A 16,090-nucleotide genomic window follows, 5' to 3' on the forward strand; every position below is an offset into this window, starting at 1 on the left:
TGTACTAATATAGTAAGTAAAGAATAATCCATTGGAGGATTTTTATGAGCCATTTAAAAGGACTTGCTGCATTAATGCTTAGCACTTCAGTGATACTAGGGGGTTGTTCGATTTTGAATTCCGCAGAAGAGGAACAAGATTATGAGTTCGTTGACGGAAAAAACGGCGCAAAGGAAATTAAAATTTCGGAAAAAGAAAAGGAAAGGCTAAAAAAAGTTGGGGAAGCATATAGAAAAGAGAATTATGTACCTGTTCAAGAATACATTGGTGAAGGATTTACATTAGCCCCCGATAACGGCACGGATGCCATTGCGGAAAGCCATAGAGATGAAGTGGAACAGGCTGTTAAGAAGTTTTTTAAAGAAAACTACAAGACTGACATTAAAGTTCATAACATCGTCGGAACTACTGATGCAGCTTCCGTTTTTGTGGAATCAGTCGGGGAACCCCATTTTTATACGTTGGCGATTATTCCAGTTGATGTAAAGAATGAGACGGTTATGACTGATGACGTTTGGTCTTTGGAAGGTGAAATTGAGATGTCAATCATTACGGGTTTACTTGCGATGATTAATGACGAGGGATTTGCTGTGTTGGACAAATATTTAGATGAACTTGCGAAAGAATATCAACTTTCGGGAAGAAAAGTGGAGGCTTTAGCGAATGTTGGTGCGGATAAATATGCGACACCTTATTATCGTCTTAATGCATTTCCCTCATCGTTTCAGAGTTTGCTCGATGAATATCTTGAAAATCCTAATCGTACGAAAACAGAATGGAAATCTATAGCCAAAGATTTATCCTATGAGCCAGAGAGATTTAGTGTCGCGATTGATCTGTTTATGTCCAAGGAAGGCGTAGAACCTGACGAGGAGTTGATTGACAAGATTAAGTTTGATATTGAAAAAATGAAAGGGTTACCTCGTGCGAAATATGCTATTATCCTACATGATAACTTTGTCGATAAAAAATCGGGAAGAGGTGATAAAGAAAACTCGCTTGATCGAGGAATTCCCGATTTAATAATTAAAGAATGAGGTGAGGTGGTGCTGAACATAAAAAGCGGAAAAAAGGCCATGTTAGAAAGCCAACATGTGAATGATATTGAGCTGATAGAACTTGCGGGTTTTCATGCTTATAAATCGGAGACCCTCGTTGGCATTATTATTGTTAATGGAAAAGAATTCGAGGTAATGAATGTAGTTACGGATATTGAAACTGGGTTAGATGCATTTACCGTAAAAAATGCGAACACCGGAGACTATACCATTGTCTATGTAGGAACGGATCCCCAAAGTATTGAGGATATTAAGACGGACCTTAAACTACTCAGAGATACACCCCCCGCCCAATTGGAAAAGGGACTTATGTATTTCGACGAAATGGTGGGGAAATTCGGTCCGATTAGTTCCATAAGCGGGAACTCATTAGGCGGCGGAGTAGCGAATTATGTTGCGGTAGAACGTCCGGAGGTAAAAGCAGTTACATTAAATCCCGCTCCATTACCGTCGGGTGTGGTAGATCCGAATGCAACTTATGATAATATGACGAATTACATGAGCCAGTATGACGTATTAACACGTGGTATGAAAGCGTTAGGATACGGTAATCGAATTCCAGGTCATCACTTTGGGATTAATAATGGAATTCCTGGCTTTAAGACGCTTGACACGAACCATACTGGTTATCGTAAAAAAGGTATCAATGAACAATACTATGAGATTATTCCGGAAGGGGAACCAGGTGCTGGGAAAATCTACATCGATGCGGGGTCCCATATTATGACTTCAGTTTGGACTGGTGTTCCTTTATATTACGGTGACAGTGAACCCGTCGATATCAATGTCGAGAGTCTGAAACAGTTAGCGAATGGAATTCAAGATGAAATCCACTCACGTGTTAAGCGTGCTCATGGATATTTGAAAAGTTCCATTGAAATTGTGGATCATGAAAGTAGTCAATACACAAACCGGGTGAATAAGTTACAGGACCTATTCAAAATAATGATTGAAGGAGAGGTTGGCAACACTGTCTTTAAAGGGATAACTACCCCAAGTTCTGTAATTAATATGGAAATAGATTATATGATTGCCCAAACCTATGTAGTAGAGCGACGTTGCGAATCTTTGAATTTCATCCTAAATTCTCCACCGGCACAACTCATGGAGTTTATTACGAGAACGAATGTCGATGTTGCAAGTATTTTTGAATCGGTACGAAGACAATTAAGAGATTTTAAAGACAAGGTTGAGGATGTGTCAGCGGGTCTTGATCGTCTGGTGCGACGTGAACTAGTGAAACTTTTTAAAGGCGGCACAGAAATGTGGCTAGATGCAGTCGTCAGGGAAATGCAGGCTCATTTCGATATTGTGGATGGTAATAAAGGTTTATTGGAACAACACATTAACCAATACCAAAAGCAAGTTGGTAAAACGGCTAGTGCATTTAAGGAGAAAGATGAGAGTGTGGCCGATGCAATCCGAAATCAACGCATACCAGATACGTCAGTAAATACTGGTCAAGCGACTAAAGACTATCTTTTAAAAGACTCACCCTATCTCGTGCTGACACTGCGAATGAAGGAAAGACAAGTAAATGCGGGCTATGGTGCGCTTCAAGCTGCCGCGAATACTTTAGTGAAACCATTACTCCAGCTATTAAAAGGAATCTTAATCTCGATCGAGCTACTTCTTGAATCTGCCGTGAAAACAGTTCGGGGTGCAGTATCAATTGGATTCAATTGGACGGTGCCCGGGATAGTAATTGGTCTGTTTACAGACTTCGATGATAGAGTTCGTGATATGGTTAATTATTCGCTACAACCAATCGATGAACTTCTTGAACTCGTTAATAGTTTACGAATTGGCGTAACGCGACTTGATGGTAGGCTACCGCAGGTTATTCATAGCCTAAAACCTTACATCGACAGTGCAATTTTTGATAAATCTGCATTTCACAACGTTCATCTTTATAATACTGCAGCTGTGTCTCTGTTCGATGATATGGATATGTTATTTGAAGATATAGTGAGCCAGCTGTCTACTCATAAAGCTAAGTCAATAACCTCCTTACAAGAACTCTCCCAACAAGTAAAAGATAATATGAGATTACTTAAAGAGCAGACAACTCGAGGAACAATCTAGAACAGAGAATACCAAGGTATAACGGGTTGCTCATAGGCGGTTAAAGATATCCATTCTCAAATGGTTACAGATCCAAAAAAGTGCGTAAAACCGCTCTGGCTTACGCACCGTTCCAATATTATTCACCTACAATCTCAAAACTCTCAAGCATATAGTGGAACCTAGCACCGTGACCTTCGGCGGCTTCGAGGAAATAATCTTCTCTAATAACGTAGCTTCCTTCATTTCCGTTACTGATGACGTATAGATGTACAACATTCGAGTCCCATTCACTGCCGTTTATGCCGTGGAGCAAATAGCCTTCGACCGGTTCGGTTACATTTTCAATTTCACGTAGTTCTGGAAAATCTACTTTCAATTCTGCTTCGATTTTCTTTACAAGATCTTCTGGTTTTTCATTCGCCACTTGCGTAATTTCCATTTTCACTTCCGGGTATTTTTCCGGTAGGGGCTCGATTGTCGTAATGACATCCGAGTCTTCGCCTTTCATCATTTTATAGCGGGTTTCATCGACATAGATAATGTACTCGGAATTTTTTCCTTCATTCAAATGGACCTCGGTTTCTTCGTCTTGTCCTTCAATCCCTTGTGTAATTTCTTTTTCGGGTGCAAACATATCTTTTACGCTTTTAATAAATGCGCTGCCCGTATCGGTTTGTAAACTCAATGCGATCAGCAGGCCGGCTGCAATGACGCCGATCACTGAAATAATACGCCCTTTCTTTTTCATTTTCCTCACGTCTCCTCTTTCTTCTTTAAATAATTCTTGCTCGAGACCATTCCATATTTCATCCTTCAAACCTTGGGATTCTTCTGTAGTTCGTTTATGGAGTTCATCTTTTATTCGCTTGTCGAAATCGCTCATTGTACCGAATCCTCCTTTCCGGTTGGGTTCAACTGTTCTTTCAGTCGTTTCCTACCTTTAAACAACCGTGATTTTACTGTGTTTTGATTCAACGAAATTATTGCTGCAATTTCTTTTTCACTGAATCCTTTTACATATTTTAAAATGAGCGGGATTCGGTGCGCATCATCTAGCAATTGGATTGTGGCGTATAAATCGGATAGCTGATCAAAGGATTCTTCCGATAATGACGGATCATTTTCTAAATCAGGAGCGAATTTTGAAAGAGGCACCTCTTTCTTCAATAACCGCAGGCATTCATTGGTCAATATTCGATAAAACCACGGATCGAATGGCAAATCCGAATTATAGCTGCTGATTTGACGATAGACGCGTATGAAAGTCTCCTGTACAGCATCTTTTGCCATTTCTCGATTACGTGTAATGGCGGTGGCTGTACGGATGGCAGACTCCGAATAAGCGTTATAAAAATGGCGGAATGATTCCTTGTCGCCTTTTTTTATCATGATAATCCATTCGTCTTTTTCCATGCGACACGCACTCCTTTCGGAACAACGGAACTTTGTTGCTCTTACTATATATACCCTCGGAAAGCCTGAAAAGTTTTCGGGAATCAATATTATTTTTACTACGCGACTGAATTATTGTACATACTGTTAATAAATTAGGGTGAAAGAGGAGATTGGTTATGAAGATTGTAGCACTAGTCGGAAGCCTTCGAAAAGATTCATTCAATATGCAGTTGGTGAAGACGATTAAAGAAAGATATAGCACGCTTTTTGATCTTGATATTGCGGACATTGGAATTCTGCCTTATTACAATGAAGACACTGAAGTCGCGCCGCCCAGGGAAGTTGAACAATTTAAGAAGGCAATCACAAAAGCGGATGCGGTGCTTATTAGTACACCTGAATACAATTGGTCGACGCCAGGTGTTTTAAAAAATGCGTTGGAATGGTTAGCCAGAATGGAAAAGCCGATCGCAGGCAAGCCGGTGATTCCGATGGGGGTCACTAAAGGCGGGCTCGGAACCGTTCGAGCACAATTGCATTTAAGGCAGGTTCTATTAAGCATCCAAGCCATCACGCTACCACCCGCTGGCAATGAAATCCTGATTGGGTTTGCTAATAAAAAATTTGAAAACGGTAAACTCAAACATGAAGTAACATTAGAGTTTTTGGATGAAGTGATGGAGCGGTTTGTTGGTTTTGTGAGAGAACTAAGTGATAAAGAGGAATGAGAAGCAAAAAACCCACACATCAATTTGTGTGGGTTTTTCATTAGACTATTTTCACCATATGATGAAACGGTTCACCGATAATCGTCCAAGGCGAGACGATTTCATAGCCGCTTCGCTTATAAAGTCGGATAGCTGCATCTTTTTCTGTTTCTACATTCAACGATACTTTTGAAATGTTTGCTTCCTTGGCAACACCTTCAGCAAACGCGAGTAATTGTGAACCAATCCCTTTTCCACGAAAATCTGGATCAACGCAAATCGTATTAATATATAGTTCATCAGGAAGTGACTCAGGGTCAATCTCGGAAACCTCAGCACCTTTTTCACTAAGCCAGTTACTCAAGTTCTTATCGAGTTGCGATGCAATCTCTCCTGAATACAAGACCATAGTTCCCGCGACCTCGCCGTCGATTTCTGCAACATACGTATATAAATAGGAATGTGGATTATCATCCAGTCTAAATAATTCACATAAGCTTCGTTCAATCTCCAAGGGTTCTTTTTCACCGGTCATGCGCTCAGCAATATCGCCGATTGCATCGATGACGAGCGGAACAACTTTTTCTGCATCAGACGGGACTGCCTTTCTAATGACTGACATTTCGTTCACCTACGATTTTATTACTTTTGCGCTGCTGAATATATGTGGGTAAAGTCATTCCGATAAGAATAATGAAAATCCCGATCACTTGGAGAAAACTTAGGGATTCTCTCAATAACAGAACAGAAACCGTAACCGCAACCGGAAGTTCTGCTGCGCTCAATATCGATGCGGCGGCTGTTCCCACTTTAGGTACTGCGATTGAGAACAAGTAAATGGGAATTACGATTCCGAATACGCCTAAAATCAAACCGTAAATCCAGAGTCCACTGCCAAATAGCATTCCATTCCAAACAATTTCAGGGGATTGGAAGAAAAAGATTGCGACTGCCGCAAAAAATGACGTGAACAATAAACGTGTTGCCGTGTCCATCCCTTTCACTTGTTTTTGATTGATCAAAACGAATAGTGAAAAACTCACGGCAGATGCCATCCCCCATGCCCAACCTTGCCATGGAATCCCGCTAATATCTGTACCGATAACGCCTGCTGCAAAAATCGTTCCACCGAAAAGGAGAATGAGCGAGATAACCTCGATTCTTTTGGGTAAACGTCGACTCACGATGCAATCCAATAACATGCCAATCCATGTAAATTGAAAGAGCATGACAACAGCGATTGATGCGGGCATATACGTGACGGCTTGTCCGTAAACGGTCCCAGTCGTCGCGGTAAATAATCCCGCCAGAACTAACGTCATGCCACCGCCAAATTTAGGAATCGATCGATTTACTACTATATAGATCAGGGCTGCTAAAGCAAAACCCGTAAAGTATTGACTTGTTACTGCCTCAGATGCCGTAAATCCATCATGAATAGCTAGCTTTATAATTGTTGAAAGAATACCGTAACAGCTCGCCGCAAAGACGATCATGAACGGATACATCCATTGTTTCATCTGAAAAAACCTCCTGTTCCATCATGACAGTATACCATGAATGACAAATAATGACTTACTGGATGTTTCGAAACTTATTATTTACCTCCCCAGCCTTTAATAGACACCTGATGATACGATGGAAAAAATCGGGTGAAAAATAGTTGTAAACTTTATAATAAAAAACACAACTTTGTTATATACTATATAGAACAGCTGTGGTATGTTTAAAAGAGAGAAGTATAGGTTAGTAGAGTCATAAAATAGTGAAAGAAAGGGTTTGATATTATGTCAGAGCTTGTTGATGTTCCATGGAACTTGATTCTTCCGATACTCGTGCTCCAGGTTATCCTTCAGGTTATCGCGTTAATTGATGTCATTCGGAATAAGCGTACAAATGGACCGTATATGATGTGGATTTTTATTATCATTCTAGGGAATATAATTGGCTCGATTATCTACTTCGTCTTCGGGAGGAAAAATGATTGAGTATTTTACTTGAAGTGAAAGACTTAACGAAATCGTATGGTCAGGAAACAGCCGCGGACAATATTTCATTTACTTTAGATGAACACACTTCAACAGCGCTTATCGGTCCGAATGGGGCGGGGAAGACGACGACATTATCCATGCTTGCGGGGTTAGTTTCACCAACAAAAGGAACCATCGCTTTGAATAAAAATAAACAATCGGATATTCGTGAAATTATCGGGTTTTTACCACAATATCCGAAGTTCTTTCCATGGTTATCGGCACTGGAATTTACGGAAATGGCGGCGCGATTGAGTGGGGTAGAGACGAAAAAAGCGACTCAGGAAGCACGGAAGACGTTGGAATTTGTAGGACTCGGAGATGAAATGAAAAAGAAAACAAGCGCCTTTTCGGGCGGGATGAAACAAAGGCTCGGCCTTGCGCAAGCAATTGTTCATAAACCAAAACTTTTATTACTGGATGAACCCGTTTCGGCTTTGGATCCGGTCGGTCGTCGCCAAGTGATGAATCTATTAAAGGAACTGCAAGCGGAAACAACAATTCTGTATTCCACACATATACTAAACGACGCGGAAGAAATGACGGACCAACTTCTGTTTTTACGCCAAGGAACACTTGTTGAACAAGGATCACTCGAAGATGTGCGCAATCGCTATGCGAAACCGCGGATCCTCATTGAATTCGAAAAACCAGAGGATGTCAATCGCTTTAAAGCACTCGTCCCATGGGAATTAACTATAATAGGCCAAACGATAACAATTGACACGGTAGTTGAAAAAGTTGAAATGCCGGCTGTTTTAGCATTGCTTCATAATGAAGGTTTCTCAATTCAGAAAGTGGAACGACAAACAGCAAGCCTCGAGGAGATTTTCATGGAAGTGGCGGTGATTCAATCATGACTGGATTTTTGACACTGCTGCAAAAAGAATGGAAAGAGCAGACGAGAAACTTTAAGGTATTATGGATTCCACTCGTTTTTATTATTTTCGGGATCATCGAACCGATAACAAATCACTATTTGCCTGAAATTATGAAAAGTGTTGGCAATATGCCAGAAGGATCCGAATTTCTATGGCCGGAATACAGCGGTGAAGAAATCTTTATGTCGCTGCTGGGACAATATCAATTCATAGGTATTTTAGTCATTGTCCTCGCTTTTATGGGGGCGATTTCAGGCGAGCGAAAGACTGGAACCGCTACACTTCTTTACGTTCGACCAATCTCATTTCGCGCCTATTTTTTAAGTAAATGGGTTGTAATAAATGGTATCGTACTAGCTAGTGTGTGGTTAGGATTTTTTGCCGCATGGTATTATATCTCTATTTTGTTCAACAGCGTAAATGCCGGCGAAGTTATTAGGTTTATTGCAGTGTATAGTCTATGGATTATTTTCGTTGTTACAGTGGTTTTGGCATTCAGCGCTACATTTTCTACAGGTGTTGCAGCAACACTTTCGTTGTTATTGACGATTGTTTTTCAACTTGTAGATTCGCTTATCGGGGCATATTGGACAATATCGCCGTGGAAGTTGCCACAATACGCATCTGAGGTATTTGTTGGAAGCACGGATACGGCAGGGTTTTGGTGGAGTATTTGTGTTGCTGCTATTGCTGTTTTAATCTTAATATTTATAGGCGTCATGATGTCCAAACGGAATTCAGCCAAAACAACAGTCTAAAGTATTGTAATCTATACCTATTCTTAACCTTGGGTTGTTATGGTTGTGAAAGGAACGTCAGTTTACTTGATTGGGGGTGTAGGTTATGGAAGCAGTCGAGCAGGTAAACAATACACGTGGGTCAAAGCAAATTGCACCGCAAATGTCTATAGGAAGTTGGATTATTACATTCATATTACTAGCCATTCCACTTGTCAATCTTATTATGCTATTCATATGGGCTTTTGATGCGATGAGTGAGCGGCGGAACTTTGCGCGCGCGTATTTAATTATTCTTGGGATCGTGTTGGTGTTATGGATTCTCTTTGTTATCCTGATGCTTATTCTGGGAGCATCATCCGGGCTATTTTCGAACTTTAGTTTTGTTCATCTATTTTAAAGCCTTTGCCAATAAGAAAACTACAACCCTTAGTTCAAAAAGGGTTGTAGTTTTTTTGTTGTTTAGCATATTATAGAGTTTTTTACTGTGTATATCTTTTAACATAGAGATTTCACATCCAGCTCCAGGCGCCAGCCCCTCGGGTCATAAGCAATCGTGCTATAAAGAAGAATTGAACTGCATTCTTCCCTAAAGAAGAATTGAACTACATTCTTCCCTAGCAAAGATCGCTGCGTCGCACGCTTGCTTATGCCTGTCGGGGCTAGACGGGCGCCTTGCGCTTTAGTTTATTAGCTATCGGCCTTTTCAGATCCGGGTGACATTTCTTCGCTAGAAGAATTACTTTTCGTATCTCGGTGAACTTCTTCCTCTTGCCACTCCATCCGTGCATCCTCTAATGGAATCGGGTCAACGAACTTCATATCCTCGTGCATATCGTGAAGGCTTACTTTATCTGTTTTAATGCGCTCTGGATTGTCCATGAATGGACCATCTGCGTCTTCGCGGTCACGTTCAGTAAAGGGTTTCTTTTTCGTCATAACAAGTCATCCTCCTTACTTATATGATTCACGGGAATGGGCGAGGCTAAACATTCATTACACGCAACATGTTTTTAAAGGATTTTTAAAGGGTAAAATAATGTTAAGAATATATATAGGAGGAGTCATTATGTCAACGTCAGATAGGAAGTTTATCGGTATATTCCATTCAATCGACACAGTCCTTTATAAACTAATGGAAATGAAAGCGAATGGCTATGAAGAAGAAAATATCCATGTATTTTCACGCGAACAGGATAATATTGCAATGCTTGATGGTCAGACTAAGATGAATTTAAATGGTTCTTACGGCGAGGATTGGAGAAAAGGTTTTAATGAGTTTTTGGGAATAGAAGAACCAGTTTTCAATGCTTTCAATTCAATGGGGTTTTCAGATCAAGAATCAAAGCATTATTTTGATGAAGTTGAAAATGGAGGGATTGCCATGTTTGTTGATACTACTTTTGGGGATGACCCAACCGAGGCAGATAGTAGTGCTGACATTAGCTCCAGTGGTGAAGTACATGATGGTTCAGGAAACGAACAATTACTGCATAGTGATGGAACGACTCCCCGCATGAAAACAGAAAATCTGTAAAATAGGTAAAAAGAAAAAGCTATTTCTCATTGAGAAATAGCTTTTTCACTGTTCTTAACGGTCTCGATTAGAGAACTTATCTTTTGTTTCTCCAACTTTTTCTTGCACTTCACCTTTAGCTTTGTCGAATTTACCTTCAGCTTGTAGCTTTGCGTTATCCGTCGCTTGACCAAATTCGTCTTTTACTTCGCCCTTGGCTTTATTCCCTGCACCTTTTAATTTGTCGGAAAATCCTTTGTCTGTCATTGAAAAGCCCTCCTTTGTAATGTGTTCTTTCTATACCCGCATCTAAAATAGGGTAAACAATGGGGAAAAGTACCCAATAAGTTAATTGAAAAATGAAACAAAATGAATGTATCTTTTATCCTGCTTCCTATGTATACTTATAAACAAGGATATGAAAAATATGGGAGGGGTTATCGTGATAAAAAAAGGACGCTTCGCCCTATCAGACAGCAAGGAATATGAACTTGCCTCATATCAAGGCCAGTATTATTTAAAGTCTAAGGATCCCCGTGACTTGACAAACGGCTTCATAAAAATGCGGAATGATGAAAATATACTCATTAAGAAAATTGCCGTTGACGAGTTGGAGGATGCTTATGAAATCTTTCCGTATACAATGGTAAAAGGGCACCGTTTTGCGGTAGAAGGCTACAGTAATAGCACTGGAATGGTTTCGCTCGTAACAAACAATCCATTTGTTAAAGACAAATTGCCGGTTCGCCCATATGGTAAATCAGAATACATAATTGAAATTCCGTATACTGCTATTGAAATTAAAGATGATCGAATGCCAATCCTCGGATTTGAAAATGATCTATATGAAAGAATTAGAAGCAGTTCACTATAGGAACAAATATGAAAAAAGGTAATCCATATCGGACTGCCTTTTTTTAATTGTTATTTTATTATTAACTGATACAAGACATCATCGTCATTCGAAGGATTTCCGCGTCCATCGGTATTATTCGATATAAAATACAAAGATTTGCCGTCCGAAAAAACATCACGAACGCGGCCAAAACCTTTAATCGTGTCAATAATTTGATGACTTTCGGGATCGATGACAAGTATTTCTTGACCGCGAAGCGACGTCACATATAAAAGGTTTTTGTGGAAAGCCATTCCTGATGGTGCCCAGGTGTCATCGGAACCGGAAGTTAAAATAGGCGTTTCCATGCCTTCTGCAGTTTCAACACCTTCAATGATAGGCCATCCATAATTATTCCCTTCAATAATAATATTAATTTCATCATTTGCAGATTGCCCATGTTCAGATGCGTACATTGCACCTTGAGGATCCCATGCAAGTCCTTGTGGATTTCGATGTCCGTACGTATAAATATGAAATTTACTATCTTCACCGTATCTCAAAATTTTACCGTTCAATGAGTCCAAATCTTGCGCAGCTTCTGGATTAGCCCCGTCCCCAATCGTGGCAAAAAGAATGCCATCAGGAGAAATTGCTAAACGACCTCCGTGATGAACAGAACCAGAAGAAACCCCGTCCAGAAGTATTTCTTTTTCACTCCAAGAAGAACCGTCATATTGAAGGCTAATAATGCGATTCACAGGCGAACCATTGACATCATAGACGTAATAAGCATAAGCCTCACTTGATTGTACGAAATCCTCTTTTAAAACAAACCCCAGAAGACCTGCTTCGGAAGCGGTCGATAAAGGTTCATCCAACTTCACGTTTTCTCGAATTTGATTGCCATCAGGCGTAATTTTTACGATTGTGCCGCCTCGTTCTGAAATGAAAAAGGTATCGCCATTCTTTGCAATCGACCACGGGACTTCAAGATTTGTTGCAACCTTTTCGGGAAACACTGTACTTTCCACGTCTTGGGTTGTAACCGATTCGGAACATCCTCCCATTATAATAAGTAACAATAATAAGACGTACTTTCTCATGTCGTCCCCCCTTCGGAATTCCTAATACTCATTCTATTATACACCAAATATTCTGGGTTAATTTCAGTTCGAATAAACCCCTGATTGTATGAAAAAGGGTAAAAATTGGCATGCTTTATTTATAAGAGAAATTTTAGCGAAGGAGAATGAAGAATGTCCAAAGAAAATAATGGATTATCGAGACGTGATTTTCTTAAGACGACCGGGATTGCTACTGGTGCATTAGTAGGCGGAGGAGTGCTTGGAAGTCTTATCACCCATAATGTCACGAAAGGGAATGTCGCAGGAACCGGAAAAAATGAAGCGGGTGGTGGGGAGCATGTCGGCGACGTATTTCGAGGTCGAATGTTCTTTACGAATGCAAATGAGTTCAATGTATTATCTGAAGCGGTCGAGCGAATTTTTCCGGAAGATGATTTGGGACCGGGGGCAATCGGACTGGGCGTTCCATACTTCATCGACAACCAATTAGCCGGTAATTACGGTAGCAATGCGAAAGAATATATGAAAGGGCCGTTTTTTGCTGGCGAATCAACGCAAGGATACCAAAGTAGGCTAACCCGTGCAGAAATTTTCAGGCAAGGTCTGGCTAAAATGGATGAGGAAGCTAAAAAACGATTCGATACAGGATTTTCTGCCCTTGAAGGAAATCAGATGGACGAAATACTGACTGCGTTTCAAAAGAATGAAGTTGAAATGAAAGGGGGAGCTTCAGGGTTTTACTTTAAATTACTGAGACAAGCCACGCTTGAAGGAGCGTACGCAGACCCGATCTATAATGGCAATATTAATATGGATGGTTGGCGCATGAAGGGATTTCCGGGTCATCAGATGGCCTATATAAAGGAAATTGAAAATGAAGCGTACATGAAAATTGAACCGAAATCGATTAGCAGCATGGAACATTAAGGAGGGATAACGCGAATGGCAAAGACCTTAGATAAAGTGGATGTAGTGACTGTAGGTGTTGGATGGTTGGGCGGAATTATCGGCGCGGAGTGTGCGAAAGCCGGGATGAAAGTCATTGGAATTGAGCGCGGAAAAGAAAGAGGTACGGCAGATTATTTAATGGTTCACGATGAGTATCGCTACGCAATCCGTTACGAATTAATGCAAGATTTATCAAAAGAAACGATTACATTCAGGAATAACCGGAAGATGCGGGCGCTACCGATGCGCCAAATGGGTTCTTTCCTTCTAGGAGAAGGACTCGGTGGAGCTGGAACCCATTGGAATGGGCATACTTGGCGTTTCCTGCCGTATGATTTTGAAATTAAAACTTTGACGGAGAAAAAGTACGGAAAAGACAAGCTAACGTCCGATTATCTTCTTCAAGACTGGGGCATTACATATGACGAGTTGGAGCCTTACTTCGATAAATTTGAAAAAACAGCCGGCATATCAGGAGAAGACAAAAACCCGTTTGCGGGGAAGCGAAAAAATGATTTTCCGACGCCACCGATGATAAAGACGCCAATCTTAAGGAAGTTCGAGAAGGCGACGAGCAATCTGGGTTATACCCCGTTCATGCTGCCTTCTGCTAACTTGTCGGAAACTTATGAGAATCCCGACGGTCAAACAATTGCCGCTTGTCAATATTGCGGTTTTTGCGAGCGGTTCGGCTGTGAATACGGAGCGAAAACATCTGCGGAGATTACAGTCATTCCAACGGCATTAAAAACTGGGAATTATCAAGTTCGCTTTCACGGGAATGTCGTAGAGGTGTTGAAGGAAGGTGGCAAAGCAACAGGTGTCCGCTATATTGACACGCAAACAGGAGAAGAATTCATACAACCCGCAGAAGTGGTTGTGTTAACAAGTTATGTCATGAACAATGCCAAGCTTCTCATGGTATCCGGCATCGGTGAAATGTATGATCCCGACACGGGAAGGGGATTACTCGGCAAAAACTATGCTTATCAAATCCTTCCAGGTGCGACAGGTTTTTTCGAAGAACAGATGAATGTCTTCATGGGAGCGGGTTCGCTTGGTATGACAATTGATGATCTCAACGGAGACAACTACGATCACAGTGAGTTAGATTTCATACACGGGGCGAGTATTTCAATTACCCAGCCGGGTGTCCGTCCTATTCAGACAAACCCAGTCCCGCCAGATACGCCTGCATGGGGACCGGAATTTAAGAAAGCGTCAATTTATAATTATTCAAGAACACTTAGTATAGGAGGGCAAGGCGCGTCAATCCCGCACAAGGAAAACTTCTTGTCGCTTGACCCAGATTATAAAGATGTGTACGGCGTGCCGTTGCTGCAATTGACGTATAACTTTACCGAACAAGATCGTAATTTACACAAGTATTTAACGGAAAAAGCGAAAACGATAATGGAAGAGATGGGCGCGAAGACGACTGTGCCAGGAAATCCGCTTTCAGATTACGACATAGTTCCGTACCAAACGACACATAATACGGGGGGAACAATTATGGGCGCAAGTCCCGATGATAGTGTTGTTAACAATTACTTGCAACATTGGGAAGTCGATAATTTGTTTGTGGTTGGCGCCGGGAACTTCCCCCATAACGGTGGTTATAATCCGACCGGAACTGTCGGTGCGCTTGCGTATCGGGCTGCGGAAGGAATTATTAAATACAGTAAAGATGGCGGTTTGCTTGTTTAAGTATGAAGTTGAGAGGAGGCTTATCTAATGGGAGGAATAGCAGCTATTGGCGTCCCGGGTTTAATCATTATTTTGGTGATTGTGCTGATTTTATTCGGGCCGAGAAAATTGCCTGAAGTTGGTTCTGCAGTTGGAAAAACGCTGTCTGAATTCAAAAAATCAGCAAGAGATATAATTGATGACGACGAAACAGCATTGAAGGAACCAAAGAAACCGGATCAAGGATAAGCAGGTGATTTTATGGACCCATATGGAGATCATAATCGTGAAATAATGAGCCCGCTGGATAAACCAACAATCGAAAACCAGGAAGTATCAGAGAAAACACCAGAAAAGAAGCTGCAAGCAGTAGAAAATACAGAGAACAACAATGCCGAAGCTAATGATAAGGGCAGTCCAGAGAGTAATTCTTCTCTCGTTGATCATCTCAGCGATTTAAGAAAGCAGTTAATTAAAAGCATACTCACTTTTTTGCTTTTTTTTATCGTCGTCTTTGTGACCATTAATCTTTGGTTTCCTTATGTGACGCGTGGTCATGAGTTAATTGTTTTAGGCCCGTTGGAAGTGGTCAAGTTTTACATGTCGATTTCCACTGCGCTTGCAGTCGGCCTTGCCTTGCCGTTTTTATGCCATTTCCTGTGGCAATTTGTGAAGCCAGGATTGAATGAACGCGAAAGCCAATTCTTAAGTTTATATTCACCAATTATGTTTTTACTCTTTTTGAGCGGAATTGCGTTTGGTTACTTTATTGTGAATCCGCTCAGCTATAATTTCTTGGTTTCTTTAGGTGCGATGAACTTCAATGTCATGGTTTCTGCCCAGGAATACGCTAGTTTTCTTCTGATGACGACGGTGCCATTGGGTTTATTATTCGAGTTGCCCATCGTTGCGATGTTTTTAGCGACAATTGGATTGTTAACCGCGGAGTCGATGAAAAAGGTTCGGAAATGGTCGTATTTATCGTTGGCTATTATTTCGGCGCTCATCACGCCGCCTGATTTCATCAGCCAATTGATTGTGCTCATTCCAATGGCGCTCCTTTATGAAATCAGCATCTATATCGTGAGTCGTTCCGAGCAACGAACTACAACTCCAGTTGAAAATTGAAAATCGGCATCCGC

Annotated in this window: 20 protein-coding genes; 13 read left to right on the forward strand and 7 right to left on the reverse strand. The window is 41.0% G+C overall.

Features of this window, described 5'->3' with window-relative positions:
* Positions 1-44: 44 nt before the first annotated feature.
* Both JSQ81_RS13415 and JSQ81_RS13420 read left to right on the forward strand, forming a co-directional pair.
* A complete protein-coding gene (locus JSQ81_RS13415) occupies positions 45-1,037 on the forward strand; it encodes a DUF1672 family protein (RefSeq protein ID WP_212604527.1) in 993 nt (330 codons plus the stop codon).
* A gap of 9 nt (positions 1,038-1,046) precedes the next feature.
* Positions 1,047-3,143: an SA1320 family protein gene (locus JSQ81_RS13420; RefSeq protein WP_212604528.1), complete on the forward strand. Its 2,097-nt coding sequence runs from the start codon at positions 1,047-1,049 to the stop codon at positions 3,141-3,143.
* Between the two features lie 118 nt (positions 3,144-3,261).
* On the opposite strand, the gene JSQ81_RS13425 is transcribed toward JSQ81_RS13420, so the two are convergent.
* On the reverse strand, positions 3,262-4,008 hold the full coding sequence (locus JSQ81_RS13425) for a hypothetical protein (RefSeq protein ID WP_212604529.1): 747 nt from the start codon (positions 4,006-4,008) through the stop codon (positions 3,262-3,264).
* The gene (locus tag JSQ81_RS13430; protein ID WP_212604530.1) at positions 4,005-4,538 is read right to left on the reverse strand and encodes an RNA polymerase sigma factor; all 534 of its coding nucleotides are present in this window, start codon (positions 4,536-4,538) and stop codon (positions 4,005-4,007) included. Before JSQ81_RS13430 ends, JSQ81_RS13425 begins: the two co-directional genes overlap by 4 nt.
* 158 nt (positions 4,539-4,696) lie before the next feature.
* On the opposite strand from JSQ81_RS13430, the gene JSQ81_RS13435 reads away from it, so the two are divergent.
* A complete protein-coding gene (locus tag JSQ81_RS13435) occupies positions 4,697-5,248 on the forward strand; it encodes an NADPH-dependent FMN reductase (RefSeq protein WP_212604531.1) in 552 nt (183 codons plus the stop codon).
* Positions 5,249-5,288: 40 nt separating this feature from the next.
* On the opposite strand, the gene JSQ81_RS13440 is transcribed toward JSQ81_RS13435, so the two are convergent.
* Together JSQ81_RS13440 and JSQ81_RS13445 are read right to left on the reverse strand one after the other, a co-directional pair.
* Entirely contained in the window at positions 5,289-5,849 is a 561-nt protein-coding gene (locus JSQ81_RS13440) for a GNAT family N-acetyltransferase (RefSeq protein ID WP_212604532.1), read from the reverse strand.
* Positions 5,836-6,747, reverse strand: a complete 912-nt coding sequence (locus tag JSQ81_RS13445; RefSeq protein WP_212604533.1) for an EamA family transporter — start codon at positions 6,745-6,747, stop codon at positions 5,836-5,838. Before JSQ81_RS13445 ends, JSQ81_RS13440 begins: the two co-directional genes overlap by 14 nt.
* Before the next feature lie 267 nt (positions 6,748-7,014).
* Here JSQ81_RS13445 and JSQ81_RS13450 point away from each other — a divergent pair, with 267 nt between their 5' ends.
* From JSQ81_RS13450 to JSQ81_RS13465, 4 genes are all read left to right on the forward strand, one after another.
* Entirely contained in the window at positions 7,015-7,215 is a 201-nt protein-coding gene (locus tag JSQ81_RS13450; RefSeq protein WP_212604534.1) for a PLDc N-terminal domain-containing protein, read from the forward strand.
* Positions 7,212-8,117, forward strand: coding sequence for an ABC transporter ATP-binding protein (locus JSQ81_RS13455; protein WP_212604535.1), 906 nt, complete (start codon positions 7,212-7,214; stop codon positions 8,115-8,117). Before JSQ81_RS13450 ends, JSQ81_RS13455 begins: the two co-directional genes overlap by 4 nt.
* Positions 8,114-8,896 (forward strand): ABC transporter permease, encoded by a 783-nt coding sequence (locus tag JSQ81_RS13460; protein WP_212604536.1) that lies wholly within the window; start codon positions 8,114-8,116, stop codon positions 8,894-8,896. Before JSQ81_RS13455 ends, JSQ81_RS13460 begins: the two co-directional genes overlap by 4 nt.
* 85 nt (positions 8,897-8,981) lie before the next feature.
* Positions 8,982-9,275, forward strand: coding sequence for a hypothetical protein (locus tag JSQ81_RS13465; RefSeq protein WP_212604537.1), 294 nt, complete (start codon positions 8,982-8,984; stop codon positions 9,273-9,275).
* Between the two features lie 290 nt (positions 9,276-9,565).
* On the opposite strand, the gene JSQ81_RS13470 is transcribed toward JSQ81_RS13465, so the two are convergent.
* The gene (locus JSQ81_RS13470; RefSeq protein ID WP_212604538.1) at positions 9,566-9,814 is read right to left on the reverse strand and encodes a hypothetical protein; all 249 of its coding nucleotides are present in this window, start codon (positions 9,812-9,814) and stop codon (positions 9,566-9,568) included.
* A 130-nt stretch (positions 9,815-9,944) separates the two neighbouring features.
* On the opposite strand from JSQ81_RS13470, the gene JSQ81_RS13475 reads away from it, so the two are divergent.
* On the forward strand, positions 9,945-10,412 hold the full coding sequence (locus tag JSQ81_RS13475; protein ID WP_212604539.1) for a YflT domain-containing protein: 468 nt from the start codon (positions 9,945-9,947) through the stop codon (positions 10,410-10,412).
* Between the two features lie 54 nt (positions 10,413-10,466).
* On the opposite strand, the gene JSQ81_RS13480 is transcribed toward JSQ81_RS13475, so the two are convergent.
* Positions 10,467-10,658 carry a CsbD family protein gene (locus JSQ81_RS13480; protein WP_212604540.1) on the reverse strand — a complete coding sequence of 64 codons (192 nt, stop codon included), beginning with the start codon at positions 10,656-10,658 and terminating at the stop codon, positions 10,467-10,469.
* Positions 10,659-10,833: 175 nt separating this feature from the next.
* Here JSQ81_RS13480 and JSQ81_RS13485 point away from each other — a divergent pair, with 175 nt between their 5' ends.
* Positions 10,834-11,265, forward strand: coding sequence for a hypothetical protein (locus JSQ81_RS13485; protein WP_212604541.1), 432 nt, complete (start codon positions 10,834-10,836; stop codon positions 11,263-11,265).
* Positions 11,266-11,315: 50 nt separating this feature from the next.
* On the opposite strand, the gene JSQ81_RS13490 is transcribed toward JSQ81_RS13485, so the two are convergent.
* Complete coding sequence (locus JSQ81_RS13490) at positions 11,316-12,332, reverse strand: PQQ-dependent sugar dehydrogenase (RefSeq protein ID WP_212604542.1); 1,017 nt, start codon at positions 12,330-12,332, stop codon at positions 11,316-11,318.
* Positions 12,333-12,485: 153 nt separating this feature from the next.
* Here JSQ81_RS13490 and JSQ81_RS13495 point away from each other — a divergent pair, with 153 nt between their 5' ends.
* Genes JSQ81_RS13495 through tatC form a run of 4 tightly spaced genes read left to right on the forward strand, consistent with a single transcriptional unit; the run spans position 12,486 to position 16,076 of the window.
* A complete protein-coding gene (locus tag JSQ81_RS13495; RefSeq protein WP_212604543.1) occupies positions 12,486-13,241 on the forward strand; it encodes a gluconate 2-dehydrogenase subunit 3 family protein in 756 nt (251 codons plus the stop codon).
* A gap of 15 nt (positions 13,242-13,256) precedes the next feature.
* Positions 13,257-14,969, forward strand: coding sequence for a GMC family oxidoreductase (locus tag JSQ81_RS13500; protein ID WP_212604544.1), 1,713 nt, complete (start codon positions 13,257-13,259; stop codon positions 14,967-14,969).
* A 27-nt stretch (positions 14,970-14,996) separates the two neighbouring features.
* Positions 14,997-15,197, forward strand: coding sequence for a twin-arginine translocase TatA/TatE family subunit (gene tatA / locus JSQ81_RS13505; RefSeq protein WP_212604545.1), 201 nt, complete (start codon positions 14,997-14,999; stop codon positions 15,195-15,197).
* A 12-nt stretch (positions 15,198-15,209) separates the two neighbouring features.
* Positions 15,210-16,076, forward strand: a complete 867-nt coding sequence (tatC, locus tag JSQ81_RS13510; RefSeq protein WP_212604546.1) for a twin-arginine translocase subunit TatC — start codon at positions 15,210-15,212, stop codon at positions 16,074-16,076.
* Positions 16,077-16,090 lie beyond the last annotated feature (14 nt).

It is taken from the genome of Sporosarcina sp. Marseille-Q4063, from assembly GCF_018309085.1.
GTDB lineage: Bacteria > Bacillota > Bacilli > Bacillales_A > Planococcaceae > Sporosarcina.

Coding starts and splice junctions, on each gene's coding strand:
- JSQ81_RS13415 (WP_212604527.1), top strand. CDS start 45: ATGAGCCATTTAAAAGGACTTGCTGCATTAATGCTTAGCACTTCAGTG.
- JSQ81_RS13425 (WP_212604529.1), bottom strand. CDS start 4,008: ATGAGCGATTTCGACAAGCGAATAAAAGATGAACTCCATAAACGAACT.
- JSQ81_RS13430 (WP_212604530.1), bottom strand. CDS start 4,538: ATGGAAAAAGACGAATGGATTATCATGATAAAAAAAGGCGACAAGGAA.
- JSQ81_RS13435 (WP_212604531.1), top strand. CDS start 4,697: ATGAAGATTGTAGCACTAGTCGGAAGCCTTCGAAAAGATTCATTCAAT.
- JSQ81_RS13440 (WP_212604532.1), bottom strand. CDS start 5,849: ATGTCAGTCATTAGAAAGGCAGTCCCGTCTGATGCAGAAAAAGTTGTT.
- JSQ81_RS13445 (WP_212604533.1), bottom strand. CDS start 6,747: ATGAAACAATGGATGTATCCGTTCATGATCGTCTTTGCGGCGAGCTGT.
- JSQ81_RS13450 (WP_212604534.1), top strand. CDS start 7,015: ATGTCAGAGCTTGTTGATGTTCCATGGAACTTGATTCTTCCGATACTC.
- JSQ81_RS13460 (WP_212604536.1), top strand. CDS start 8,114: ATGACTGGATTTTTGACACTGCTGCAAAAAGAATGGAAAGAGCAGACG.
- JSQ81_RS13465 (WP_212604537.1), top strand. CDS start 8,982: ATGGAAGCAGTCGAGCAGGTAAACAATACACGTGGGTCAAAGCAAATT.
- JSQ81_RS13470 (WP_212604538.1), bottom strand. CDS start 9,814: ATGACGAAAAAGAAACCCTTTACTGAACGTGACCGCGAAGACGCAGAT.
- JSQ81_RS13475 (WP_212604539.1), top strand. CDS start 9,945: ATGTCAACGTCAGATAGGAAGTTTATCGGTATATTCCATTCAATCGAC.
- JSQ81_RS13480 (WP_212604540.1), bottom strand. CDS start 10,658: ATGACAGACAAAGGATTTTCCGACAAATTAAAAGGTGCAGGGAATAAA.
- JSQ81_RS13490 (WP_212604542.1), bottom strand. CDS start 12,332: ATGAGAAAGTACGTCTTATTATTGTTACTTATTATAATGGGAGGATGT.
- JSQ81_RS13495 (WP_212604543.1), top strand. CDS start 12,486: ATGTCCAAAGAAAATAATGGATTATCGAGACGTGATTTTCTTAAGACG.
- JSQ81_RS13500 (WP_212604544.1), top strand. CDS start 13,257: ATGGCAAAGACCTTAGATAAAGTGGATGTAGTGACTGTAGGTGTTGGA.
- tatA (WP_212604545.1), top strand. CDS start 14,997: ATGGGAGGAATAGCAGCTATTGGCGTCCCGGGTTTAATCATTATTTTG.
- tatC (WP_212604546.1), top strand. CDS start 15,210: ATGGACCCATATGGAGATCATAATCGTGAAATAATGAGCCCGCTGGAT.